Raw genomic sequence first — 12,444 nt, forward strand, 5'->3', positions numbered from 1 at the left:
GGACCAGAGGTGACCTCATGAGCAAGCGAAGAAGTTGGCTGGGTGGGCTGGCCGCTGCGGTTGTCGTGGCCGGGCTGGCCCTGGCGGCCACCGGCCAGCCCGCGGCCGCGGCGACCGGTATCAAGGTCAGCGGCACACAGATCCTCGAAGGTAACGGCAATCCGTTCGTCATGCGCGGGGTCAACCACGCGCACACCTGGTACGCCGATCGGTTCTCGTCGCTGGGCGACATCAAGGCGCTGGGCGCCAACACCGTACGCGTCGTGCTGAGCACCGGGGACCGTTGGACCAAGAACGACGCCGCCGACGTCAGCCGGGTGATCGCCGAGTGCAAGCGGCTGCGGCTGATCTGCGTACTGGAAGCCCATGACACCACCGGGTACGGCGAGGATGCGGCGGCCACCACTCTCGCGAAGGCGGCCGACTACTGGATCAGCATCAAGAGCGCGCTGGACGGGCAGGAGAACTACGTCGTCCTGAACATCGGCAACGAGCCCTACGGCAACACCAACGCCAGCGGCTGGATCGCCGACACCAAGAACGCCATCAGCCGGCTGCGGGCGGCCGGATTCGCGCACGCGCTGATGGTGGACGCGCCCAACTGGGGGCAGGACTGGCAGTTCATCATGCGTGACAACGCCGCCTCCGTGTTCGCGTCCGACCCCCAGCGGAACACGATCTTCAGCATCCACATGTACGGGGTCTTCGACACCGCGACCGAGATCACCGACTACATCGGACGGTTTCAGACCGCGGGGCTGCCCCTCGTGGTCGGCGAGTTCGGCCACAACCATTCCGACGGCAACCCCGACGAGGACGCCATCCTGGCGACCGCCCAGGCTCGCGGCATCGGCTATCTCGGCTGGTCGTGGAGCGGCAACGGCGGCGGCGTCGAATATCTGGACATGGTGACCGGGTTCAACCCGGCCGCGCTGACCTCGTGGGGCACCCGGCTCTTCAACGGCGCGAACGGCATCAAGGCCACCGCCCGCGAGGCCACCATCTACGGCGGGACGACCCCGACCACCCCGCCGACGACACCGCCGACCACGCCACCCACCACGCCGCCGACGACACCGCCCACCACGCCTCCCCCGACGGGCGGCTGCACGGCGACGTACGCGGTGACCGGCTCGTGGGGCAGCGGCTTCCAGGGTGCGGTGACAGTCACCGCGGGCGCGGCCGCGATCCGCGGCTGGACCGTCACCTGGACCTGGCCGAGCGGCCAGCAGTTCAGCAACACCTGGAACGCGACGGTCACCACCGCGGGCAGCGCCGTCACCGCGCGGAACATGTCGTACAACGGCAGCCTCGCGGCCGGCGCCGCCGCGTCGTGGGGATTCACCGCCTCCACGACCGGGACCAACACCGCCCCGGCAGTCAGCTGCGCCGCCGCCTGACCGTAGGCGCCGGGCTCCCCGAGTACGCAGGAAAAAGGGAGCCCGGCGCACATGCGCACCAGCTCCCACTTAAAGTTATAGCGGAGTGCCCGTCTTGCAGCAAGACCCCCGGTTTCGCGCACAATCTCCCCGAAGCCGAGGGGGAAGACCAACCATGACCAGCTACATCCTGGATCTGACCGAGATCCGGCCGACCGACGTCGCGCTCGCCGGCGGCAAGGGCGCCAACCTGGGGGAACTGACGCGGATCGACGGCGTCCGGGTACCGCCCGGGTTCTGCGTGACGACCGAGTCCTTCGCGCTGGCCATCGCGGACACACCGCCGGTCGGCGCCCTGCTCGACCATTTGAGCCGGCAGATCGAGGACCAGCAGGCGATCCAGGCCGTCGGCGCTGAGATCCGCGACGCCGTGCGGGCCGCCACCCTGCCCGACGGGCTGGCCGCAGCCGTCGGACAACGGCTGGACATGCGGCACACGTACGCCGTCCGGTCCAGCGCGAACGCGGAGGACCTGCCCACGGCCTCGTTCGCCGGCCAGCACGACACGTACCTCAATGTGCCCGGCCCGGACGTGCTCGATCACCTCCGGCGGTGCTGGGCCTCGCTGTTCACCGACCGGGCCATCAGCTACCGCCGGCACAACGGCGTCGACCACCGCCGGGTCCGGATGGCCGTCGTCGTGCAGCGCCTGGTGTACCCGCGGGCGTCCGGCATCCTGTTCACGGCCGACCCGGTCACCTCCGACCGTACGGTCAGCTCGGTCGACGCCGGCTTCGGTGTCGGTGAGGCCCTGGTGTCGGGCCTGGTGAACCCGGACGTCTACCGGGTCCGCGACGACACGATCGTCGCGCGCACGGTCGCCGCCAAGCGCGTCGCGATGCATGCCGTGGCGGGTGGCGGCATCGAGGAACGGGCGGTCGAGCCGGAGCGTCAGGAGCAGGCCGCTCTGACCGACGGTGAGGTTCTTGACCTCGTACGGCTGGGAAGGCGCATCGAAGCTCACTTCGGCCGCCCCCAGGACATCGAGTGGTGCCGGGACGACGACGGGTTCGCGATCGTGCAGAGCAGGCCGATCACCACCCTGTTCCCCGTTCCCGAGACCGGCGACGACGAGAAGCACGTGTACGTCTCGGTCGGCCACCAGCAGATGATGACCGACCCGATGAAGCCGCTCGGGCTGTCGTTCTGGCAGATGACCACCCCGCGGCCGATGGCCGTGGCCGGAGGCCGGCTGTTCGTGGATGTCACCGAAATCCTGGCCCGGCCCTCGAGCCGGGACAACCTGATCAACGCACTGGGCACGTCGGATCCGCTGATCGGCGGCGCCCTGCGCAGCATCGTCGCGCGCGAGGGCTTCCTGCCGGAACGCCCGGACGAGGGCAAGGCGGCCTGGGTGCCGCCCGGCAGCGGAGCCGAGACGATCGCGACCGATCCGGCCGTCGTCGCCGAACTGATCGAGCTGGCCGAGCAGTCGCTGGCGGTCCTCAAGCGCGACATCAGCCCGCTGGAAGGCGCGGCGCTGCTCGACTTCATCCGGGCCGACCTGCCGATTTTGCGCAAGACGCTGCAGGAGCCACGCAGCATGCAGGTCATCATGGCCGGCATGACCGCAGCTGCGTGGCTCAACGAGCACATGCGGGATTGGCTCGGCGAGACCAACGCGGCCGACACGCTCAGCCAGTCCGTGCCGCACAACATCACCTCGGAGATGGGGCTGGCGCTGCTGGACGTCGCGGACGCCGTCCGCCCGTACCCCGAGGCCGTTGCCCTTCTGGAACGGGCGGAGGGCGACGATTTCCTCGACGAACTGCCCGCCCCGGCCCGGGATGCGATCCGGGGCTTCCTCGACGTGTACGGCATGCGCTGCGCCGGCGAGATCGACATCACCCGGCCCCGGTGGAGCGAGCGCCCGTCCACCCTGGTGCCGTTGATCCTGGGCAACGTCCGGAACTTCGAGCCCGGCGCTCACGAGCGGCTCTTCGCGCAGGGCCGCCGTCAGGCGCTCGACAAGGAGCGGGAACTCCTGGCGCGCCTGGACGAGAAGCAGGCCGACGAGACCAAGCGGATGATCGACCGCGTACGGACCTTCAGCGGCTACCGCGAGTACCCGAAGTACCACATGATCGCCCGCTACTTCGTCTACAAGCAGGCACTGCTGGCCGAGGCCGACCGGCTGGTGGCGGCGGGCGTGCTCGACGACCGGGAGGACGTCTTCTACCTGAGCTTCGACGAACTGTCCGACGTGGACAGCGCGAAGCCTCTGATCGCAGAGCGCAAACAGGCGTACGAGTCGTATGCGGCCCGCACGCCTCCGCGGGTCTTCACGTCGGACGGCGAGGTCGTCACCGGCGCGTACGGTCGTGACGACCTGCCGCCGGGCGCGCTGGCCGGGCTGGGAGTCTCGGCCGGCACCGTCGAGGGGCGGGCACGCGTCGTCCGGGACCTGGCCGAGGCCGACCTGGAGCCCGGCGACATCCTGGTCACCGCGTACACCGACCCCAGCTGGACGCCCGTGTTCGTCACGATCGCGGGACTGGTGACCGAGGTCGGCGGCCTGATGACCCACGGCGCGGTGATCGCCCGGGAGTACGGCCTGCCCGCCGTCGTCGGCGTCGAGCAGGCCACCCGCCTGATCGCGGACGGGCAGCGGATCCGGGTGCACGGCACCGGTGGATTCGTCGAGATTCTGCGCTAGACGAGGGTTTCCCCCATTACGTCGACAGACCGCCATATATAGCGCCACTCGTGTCTCATCCGGCCGCATCCAGAACGCGATGAAGATCATGTACAACGCGATGCCGCTGAAGACCTCCAGCTCCTCGTACGCGAAGTACCGCGTGTGGACGCTGCAGGCGGCCAAGAACCTGAACCCGGGCAGCTGCACCCAGTTCAACACGGTCAAGGCCGCGTGGAACGCGGTCAGCCTGCCGGCCCAGTCCGGCGAGCCCACCTGCTAGTCCGCTCCGCAGCGAGGGGGACCGGGCCTGGCCCGGTCCCCCTCTTCAGCGGGCGGTTCCGGTGACGAGCAGGTGGCAGCTCGCGGCGGCCAGGTCTCGTTCGGAGCTGTAGAGGCGGGCCAACTGCAAGGCGGCGCCGAAGACCACTTCCGCGGCCGGACCGTGGACGGCCGCCTCGGCTGCCGACCAAGCGGGGCCCTCGACACCGTGCAGCGTCACATCGGACAGGCCGGCCTCCGCGCACTCGGCGAGAAGCTCGGGCACCCGGTGGAAGTACGCATGCGTGAAGCCACCGCCGACGATGTTGTTGCCATCAATGATCAACCGCCGCGACTCGGCGAGCATGCGGTCGTCGAACCGGCCGGTGGAAGCGAAGTCCACCGGCCCGGCGAACCGCGAGATCGCCGCCACGGCAACCGGGCCACCCCGGCGGGTCACCCGGATCGCCTCCCGGACCGCCCGCACCCGGTCGGCCCGATCCTGCAGGTGGTAGACGGGCCCGAGCAGCAGGGTCGCGTCCCAGGCACCGTCCGGCTCAGGCAGTTTCCGGGCGTCGCCCACAGCCGCGTCGATCGCTGGTGTCCCGGCCCGCGCCTGAGCGACGTGAGCGGGTACGAGATCGATCAGCCGGACCTGGTGGCCGTCGGCCATCAGCTCGCGGGCGTACGCGCCGGGTCCCCCACCGACGTCGAGCACCCGGGCCGGCGCCGCGGGAAGAAGCTCGCGCAGCAGCTCCAGGGTCCGGAGGCGCTCCAGGCGGGCCTGCGGCCGCCCGTCCAGTCGCGCGGCTTCGGAATATCGCTCCTCGTAGAAGGTGACGATCTCGGTCGTCGGCTCACTCATCCCGGCATCCTCCGACGCCAGGCCGTGCCCGGGCCAACGGTTTACGGTGGCCGCCGCTCCAAGCCGTCGACAAGCTGTCTCTTGACTAGTAGTCGCGCGCACGGCATGCTGTGCGTCGCGCCGATGGTCGGCGCGGAGGAGGAACCATGACCGACAGCGTGCCCGCCGATGTCGTCTCTCCGCCTTCGAAGCCGGCCCGCGACTTCGACGGCTTGTACAAGGCGCTGCTGGAGGCCCACCCCCGCGACGCGCTGCACCTGCTGTGCGGCGCACGACTCGACGGCCGGGCGGTGGTCCTCGACGGGCCGACCGAGCAGCCGCGGCAACGCAGCCGGCAACGCGACAAGGTGTTCCTGGTCCGGAACAGCGACGGCGTGCCCGCCGACATCTACCACGTCGAGGTCCAGGTCCAGCGCACCGACGACTTCCAGGAGCGGATGGTGGCCTACTGGGCGGCTCTGGCGCTCAAGTACCGCCGCTCGGATCACCGCATTCACCAGGTGGTGCTCTGGCCGCTGGGCGCAGGGTTCCCGGGCCGTTTCGAACGTGATCAAGTCCGGCTCGATTACCGGTCGGTCAGCGTGCCTGACGATCTGGACCCCGGCATGCTCCTGGCCAGCCCTCTGGCGCCGCTCGCGTTGTGGTCGCTGAAACCGCCGCGCGATCTGGCGGAACGGGTTGCCGAACGGATCGCCGCGACCAGCGCGATCGAGGAACAGCTGGTCCAGATCGAGCTCGGTATGCTCGTGGGAGGCTCACTGGCACTCCAAGTTCTTGAAGCACTGCGAAGGAGAGGCATGAACGACGTTCTCGAGCAATCGGAGTCGGGCCGCGAGATCGCTCGCCGGAACCGGGAGCAGGGCCTGGAACAGGGCCACATCGACGGGATGCGCGCGCTCCTGCGGGCGAGGTACGGCGAGCTCGCCGATCTGGACGACCTTGCCCGGCAACTGGTTGACAGCGACCACGACGGCAACATCGCACGCATCGTCGCCGGCGCGACCCTGGCGGAGCTGCGTGCCTGAGCGGGGGCCGGGGCCCCGCCAGGCCGGTGCCCGGTACAGCAGGCTGTACCGGCAAGAGGGTAGTTAGCCGGATCGATCTTGATCGTTGGCGTGCATAGCGTTCTTGGCATGACGACGACGAAGAATCTCCGCACACTGACGATCGGCCTCACCGCCACCGCCGTCCTCGCGGCGGGCGTGGGGGTCGCCAACGCCGGCCTCCCCGAGGCCGAGACCCGAACGGCGGCGGCTCAGCAGTCGGGGTGGGACGGCGTCACCCGCGAGCAGGTGCGGATCGACTTCGGCAAGGGCTGGGTCACCGACGCCGAGCTGACCTATCCGACCGGTTCGAACGGCCGCCTGCCGCTGGTCGTCTTCCTGCACGGCAGCGGGCACAACGACATGAACCAGACGCTGCCGGAGGGCAAGGGCTCGACGTTCGTGCCGCTGGCCCAGGCCGCGAGCCGCGAGAACTTCGCCACCCTGCGCTTCAACAAGCGCGGCGTGACCGGCATCGGCCCGGTCGAGACCACCGACCCGGCCCAGCTGAACCCGAAGAACCCGTACCGCCAGATCCAGCTCGACGCCGCCTCGGTGGTGCGGTTCGCCGCGAAGTCGCCCCGGGTGAACCCGTCGAAGATCTTCCTGCTCGGTCACAGCGAGGGCACCAACGTGGCCGCCAACCTCGCGGCCGAGCCGGCGAAGTTCGGCATCCCGAAGCCGGCCGGGGTGGTCGAGATGGGCGTGGTCGGCCTGCCGATCAAGCAGCTGCTGACCCTGCAGATCTTCGGACGGCTGCTGCTGCAGATGCACGACGAGTTCGACGTGAACGCCGACGGCCGGCTGACCGCCGCCGAGGCGGCCGACGGCCTGGTCGGGCAGCCGAAGGAGGTCGCCGACCAGTACCGCTCCATCCTGCTCGACGGCCGGAAGGTGCTGCCCAGCACCGACCGGAACCGCGACGGTCAGATCGCGATCGACGGCGAGGCCGGCCCGGTGCTGCGGAAGATCACCCACATCGACGACTACCCGAACCTGCCCGACCTCGACCAGCCCGTCATCGACTACGTCAACGACATCGCCCGCTTCCCCACCGTGTCGCAGGCGCTGCCCAAGTTCGGCGGCCCGACCCTGATGCTCAACGGCGAGAACGACCTGCAGACCCCGGCCCGCGCCGCGCTGGTGGCCGACGCCGCCGTCGCCGCAGCCGGCAACAAGGACCACAAGATCGTCATCTACCCGGGCATGGCGCACACCATGAACATCACCCCGAAGTTCACCCCGGAGTTCGGCGAGCCCGACAAGCAGGTCATCACCGAGATCCAAGGCTGGCTCAAGGCCCGCCGCTGATCGATCCGACGAAGCCCGACCCCGTCCGGGACTCTGTTCGTGAATCCGCCCCGTCGCCCTCAGGCGACGGGGCGGAAGTGGTGTCTGGCTACCGACCTGCCCGGGCCGGGCGAGCTTGGCAATCACGGACATGTTCGCTACCAGGCCCGTGAGCGCACCGACGCCCGATTCGAATTCGCCACCACGAGAGCCACGGCCAGATGGATCCCGGCCTGTCCACATGGGCCAGCCATCCTGTGACGCAGGTCGACGGTCAGCACGGACGGGTATCGGCGACCCTGCTGCCTTGGGCTTGGACTTCCCCGGACTGCCCCGTCATTGCAGTGGCCGGTAGGCGTCGTGCTCGCCGTGGTAGATGACAGCCTGCAGTGTTTCCGGCAGGCGTCCGTGGATCCGTGACTCGCCAAGATCACTCTGTGTCGCCGGCTGCGCCGGTCGACAAGATTACGAAAGTGTTGCGTGGCGATGTCTTGCGCCCGGTGTGACGCCCGCCATAGCCTGGCAGCACCTCGTTGTTGAAGCGCTTCGACGATACGCATCGACTACTCCCGGGATTCGCCCATGGCTGCGTTCACGAGCAAGGATGTCGCCCGGCTCGCGGGTGTCTCGCAGAGCACGGTGTCGTACGTGATGACCGGCAAACGTCAGATCTCCGAGCCCACCCGGCAGCGTGTCCTGGCCGCCATGAAGCAGCTGACCTATGAACCCCATGCCGGTGCGCGGGCATTGGCCGGGCGGCGTACGCAAGTGGTCGGTCTGGTCGTGCCGTTCGACTCGATGTCGGAGATGACCGGGCTGTTGCCGTTCATCGAGACCATCGCCAGTTCCGCGCGGGCCAACGACTACGAGGTTCTGCTGGTCACCGCGGATGAGGGTTCGGCGGGGCTACGGCGCCTCGCCGGGCGGGCGCTGTGCGACGCGATCATCATGATGGACATCCAGGAGCAGGACGAGCGGGTCCAGGTGGCCGCCGCCTTACCCATCCCGGTCGTGCTCGTCGGCATGCCCGACGATCCGGCCGGCCTCTACTGCGTGGATCTCGACTTCGACGCGGCCGCCCGGATCGCCGTCGACGAGCTCGTGGACAGCGGGCATGACGAGGCGTTCATCATCGGCTATCCGGCAGCGGTGACGGACCGCCGGCTCAACTTCGCCGGCCGGTTCCTGCGGTCGGTGCGCCGCCACGCGGAGATGCGGGGCCTCCCGCTCACCGTGCTCGAGCCGGTCGCCTTGGGCCGGGCGGGGGCCGCGGCGGCGGTCGAACACGTTCTGGCGCACCGACGCCCGGGCCGGACGGGCGTCGTGGTGCCGTACAACGCGAGCATCAGACCGCTTCTGCACGCGCTGCGTGCCCGGGCTGTCGTGCCCGGGCGCGACCTGTCCCTCATCGGAATCAGCACCGATCACCAGGCGGAAGACTCGGAGCCGCCGTACACCAACATTTCCGAGGAGCCGCGAGACGTCTCGCGGCGCGCGATGAAGACCCTGCTCTGGCTGCTCGATCCCGGTCCCGGGGTGGGCCATCCGCCGGTAGACCTGGTCGCACCGCGCCTGACCCGCCGGGGCACCGTGATGCCCGCGCCCGCCTCCGCGGCGCGCCCGAGCTAGAGCCAGATCCGAACACGCCACATCGGTCCGCCGCATCCGTGCCGTAATCGATACGTATCGACGGGCGATCGCCGCACGACGTTGTCGAACGTGGTTGTCGATACGTATCGACGACGACCTCAAGCTTGCCCACGGTGCGCTCCGAAAGGACACACGACATGTTCCGGTCCACTCGTTCACGCAAAGCCCCGGCCGCACTCGCGTCGATACTCGCCATCCCGCTGGCGCTCACCGCCTGCGGTGGCTCGGACAACGGTTCGGACAGCGGCGGCGCCGCGACCCTGCGCGTACTCGACTACTACAACAACGAACCGGGCAAGGCGGTCTGGCAGAAAGCCCTCGAGGCCTGCGCCTCGCAGGCCGGCGCCACCATCTCCCGCGAGGCGGTGCCGGGCGCGACGCTCATCCAGAAGGTTCTGCAGCAGGCCTCGTCCAAGACCCTTCCGGATCTGCTCATGCTCGACAACCCCGACCTGCAGCAGATCGCCCAGACCGGGGCGCTGATGCCGCTGGACACCTTCGGCCTCGATGCCGACGGCTTCGCCGAAGGCGTCGTCGACGCTTCGACCTATCAGGGCAAGCTCTACGGTCTGCAACCCGTCACCAACACCATCGGGCTGTTCTACAACAAGGACACCCTGGCCGAGGCCGGCGTCACCCCGCCGACGACCTGGGCGGAACTGAAGACGGCCGCCAAGAAGCTGACCTCCGGCAGCCAGTACGGACTGGCGTTCTCGGCGCCGGCCAACTATGAGGGCACCTGGCAGTTCCTGCCCTTCATGTGGTCGAACGGCGGCGACGAGAAGAACATCGCCACGCCGGAGACCGCGCAGGCCCTGCAACTGTGGGTGGATCTGATGACGGCCGGCTCGGTCTCGAAGTCGGCGCTGAACTGGACCCAGGCCGACGTCAACGACCAGTTCCGGGCCGGCAAGGCCGCGATGATGGTGAACGGGCCGTGGCAGTTCCCCGTGCTGGACGCGGACACGGCTCTGCACTATGCGGTGGTGCAGATACCGGCCCCAGCCGCCGGCCGGCCGGTCGTCGCTCCCCTCGGCGGCGAGACGTGGACCGTCCCGCAGACCGGCGACAAGGACAAGCAGGCCAAGGCGGCCAAGGTCGTGGCTTGCCTCAACTCCGACGAGAGCCAGATCAACCTGGCCGAGCAGAACCAGACCATCCCCACCAAGACCGCCCTGCTGGCCGGCTTCAGCTCGTCGAACCCGAACGCGAAGGGCTTTGCCGACCAGATCCCGACAGCACGGTCGCGTACCGGTGAGCTCGGTGCGGACTGGCCGAAGGCGGCCACGAAGATCTACACGGCGTTCCAGTCCGCGCTGACCGGGCAGGCGGATCCGGCCAAGGCCTTGGAGCAAGCCCAGAATGGCTGAGTACGAGCCCTCGGTCGGCTCACTGCCCCCGGGATCCGAGTCCGGATCCCGGGGCACCACCACCGCGCACCGCCCGGCGGATCCGCCGCCCCCGCCCGATCCGGCGCCCCCGGACCGGGTCCGTCGCTGGGAGTCGCGGCGCGGGCAGGACCGGTGGGCACAAGTGCTTTTCCTGGCTCCTGCCGTGATCTACATGGTGGCGTTCTTCGGCTACCCCGTGGTCAAGAACTTCCTGATGGCGTTCCAGAAGTACTCCACGAGCACCTTCTACACCGGCGAAGCACCGTGGGCCGGGCTCGACAACTACCGCGCCGTGATCGCATCGTCGGTGTTCAGCAAGGCGCTGCTCAACACCGTACTGTTCACCGCCGGTTCGATTCTCGGGCAATTTCTCATCGGGCTGGGGCTGGCTGTCTTCTTCCGGCGCCGCTTCCCCCTCGGCGGGGTGCTCCGCTCCTTATTGCTGATCCCGTGGCTGATCCCACTGATCGTCTCCGGCGCGGTCTGGCGCTGGATCCTCGACAAGGACAACGGCGCCCTGAACCGGTTCCTGGCCGCCATCCACCTGGCGCCCGAGCACCCCGGCTGGTTGACCAGCACCTCGCTTGCCCTGATCGCGGTGATCATGGTGAACATCTGGATCGGCATCCCCTTCAACCTGACCATCCTCTACGGCGGACTGCAGGACATCCCGGAGGAGCTGTACGAGGCGGCCATGCTCGACGGGGCCTCGGGCTGGCAACGGTTCCGCTACGTGACGTGGCCCCTGCTGCGCCCCGTCGTCAGCGTGGTGCTCGTGCTCGGGGTCGTCTACACCATCAAGGTGCTCGATGTCATTCTGGGCCTGACCAACGGCGGGCCGGCCAACGCGAGCCAAACCATCGCCACCCAGTCGTACCACCTGTCCTTCGTGCAGTTCGACTTCGGGCAGGGCGCCGCCCTGGGCAACATCCTGATCGCCATCTCCCTGCTGTTCGCCGTCGTCTATCTGCGCGCGAACCGGCGTGCCGTGGACGAGTGAGGTCGTCATGTCCATCACCGCGCACCGCAACCGGCACCCCCGGCGGACCTGGCCACGCTGGGCCAACACCGTGGCCGGTATCGCGATTCTGGCTGTTCTGCTGTTCCCGATCTACTGGATGATCAATGTGTCGCTGCAGCCGAGCGGATCCGCGGTCGGCACGCCGTGGCTACCGATCCATCCGAGTTTGCGGGGCTACTCCACGGCGATCGGTCAACAGGGCCGCAACTTGGTGACCAGCCTCGTCGTGGCGCTCGGTTCGGTGGTCTTCTGCCTGCTGATCGCCACCCCGGCGGCGTACGTCCTGGCGCAGTTCCGGCTCCGCTTCGCGGGCGCCATCCTGTTCGGTGTCCTCATCTCGCAGATGATTCCGGGTATCGTGATCGCGAACGCGCTCTACACCGCCTACACCGACCTGGGCCTGCTCAACTCGGTGCCCGGCCTCATCCTCGCCGACTCGACCGCGGGTATTCCGTTCGCGATTCTCATCGTGCGAGCGTTCATGACCAACATCCCGCAGTCGGTCATCGAGGCCGGCCGGGTCGACGGCGCCGGGCACTTCCGGGCGTTCGTCTCGATCGTCCTGCCGATGAGCCGCAATGCGCTGATCACCGCGGCGCTGTTCAGTTTCCTGTTCGCGTGGGCGGACTTCCTCTTCGCGCTCACGCTCACCACCACTGCGGACGTCCGGCCGGTGACGCTGGGCCTCTACACCTACATCGGGACGTACGTCAACGACTGGAGCTCGGTCATGGCGACCGCCGTGCTCGCGTCCATTCCGGCCATTGTGCTGCTCGTCGTGGCTCAGCGCTACGTCGCGGCGGGAACCACGGCCGGCGCAGTCAAATAGGCCCACATCAGAAGGAGCAA

9 protein-coding genes and 1 pseudogene are annotated in these 12,444 nt (G+C 68.8%); 9 read left to right on the forward strand and 1 reads right to left on the reverse strand.

Translation table 11 applies throughout. The features are described 5' to 3' along the window. Nucleotides 1–17: 17 nt before the first annotated feature. The 3 genes and pseudogenes from LXN57_RS03345 to LXN57_RS03355 form a co-directional block, all read left to right on the forward strand. Entirely contained in the window at nucleotides 18–1,400 is a 1,383-nt protein-coding gene (locus LXN57_RS03345; protein ID WP_251796498.1) for a cellulase family glycosylhydrolase, read from the forward strand. A gap of 154 nt (nucleotides 1,401–1,554) precedes the next feature. Beyond that, nucleotides 1,555–4,095, forward strand: a complete 2,541-nt coding sequence (gene rph / locus LXN57_RS03350) for a rifamycin-inactivating phosphotransferase (RefSeq protein WP_251796499.1) — start codon at nucleotides 1,555–1,557, stop codon at nucleotides 4,093–4,095. 61 nt (nucleotides 4,096–4,156) lie between these two features. Next, nucleotides 4,157–4,357 (forward strand): annotated as a pseudogene (locus tag LXN57_RS03355) (M4 family metallopeptidase); the annotation flags it as partial. A 45-nt stretch (nucleotides 4,358–4,402) separates the two neighbouring features. On the opposite strand, the gene LXN57_RS03360 reads toward LXN57_RS03355, so the two are convergent. Then, entirely contained in the window at nucleotides 4,403–5,200 is a 798-nt protein-coding gene (locus LXN57_RS03360) for a class I SAM-dependent methyltransferase (protein WP_251796500.1), read from the reverse strand. Nucleotides 5,201–5,346: 146 nt separating this feature from the next. Between LXN57_RS03360 and LXN57_RS03365 the strand changes: the two genes are divergently transcribed. The 6 genes from LXN57_RS03365 to LXN57_RS03390 all read left to right on the forward strand — a co-directional run bounded on the left by LXN57_RS03365 (nucleotide 5,347) and on the right by LXN57_RS03390 (nucleotide 12,424). Next, on the forward strand, nucleotides 5,347–6,225 hold the full coding sequence (locus LXN57_RS03365) for an RpnC/YadD family protein (protein WP_251796501.1): 879 nt from the start codon (nucleotides 5,347–5,349) through the stop codon (nucleotides 6,223–6,225). A 108-nt stretch (nucleotides 6,226–6,333) separates the two neighbouring features. Further along, the gene (locus tag LXN57_RS03370) at nucleotides 6,334–7,554 is read left to right on the forward strand and encodes an alpha/beta hydrolase (protein WP_251796502.1); all 1,221 of its coding nucleotides are present in this window, start codon (nucleotides 6,334–6,336) and stop codon (nucleotides 7,552–7,554) included. A 561-nt stretch (nucleotides 7,555–8,115) separates the two neighbouring features. Continuing rightward, nucleotides 8,116–9,162, forward strand: a complete 1,047-nt coding sequence (locus tag LXN57_RS03375; RefSeq protein WP_251796503.1) for a LacI family DNA-binding transcriptional regulator — start codon at nucleotides 8,116–8,118, stop codon at nucleotides 9,160–9,162. Between the two features lie 158 nt (nucleotides 9,163–9,320). Continuing rightward, nucleotides 9,321–10,553 (forward strand): sugar ABC transporter substrate-binding protein, encoded by a 1,233-nt coding sequence (locus tag LXN57_RS03380; protein WP_251796504.1) that lies wholly within the window; start codon nucleotides 9,321–9,323, stop codon nucleotides 10,551–10,553. Continuing rightward, nucleotides 10,546–11,574, forward strand: coding sequence for a carbohydrate ABC transporter permease (locus LXN57_RS03385; RefSeq protein ID WP_251796505.1), 1,029 nt, complete (start codon nucleotides 10,546–10,548; stop codon nucleotides 11,572–11,574). The genes LXN57_RS03380 and LXN57_RS03385 overlap by 8 nt, the downstream gene beginning before the upstream one ends. 7 nt (nucleotides 11,575–11,581) lie before the next feature. After that, nucleotides 11,582–12,424, forward strand: coding sequence for a carbohydrate ABC transporter permease (locus LXN57_RS03390; protein WP_251796506.1), 843 nt, complete (start codon nucleotides 11,582–11,584; stop codon nucleotides 12,422–12,424). Nucleotides 12,425–12,444 lie beyond the last annotated feature (20 nt).

Origin of the sequence: Paractinoplanes hotanensis (assembly GCF_023717965.1) — a bacterium.
GTDB lineage: Bacteria > Actinomycetota > Actinomycetes > Mycobacteriales > Micromonosporaceae > Actinoplanes > Actinoplanes polyasparticus.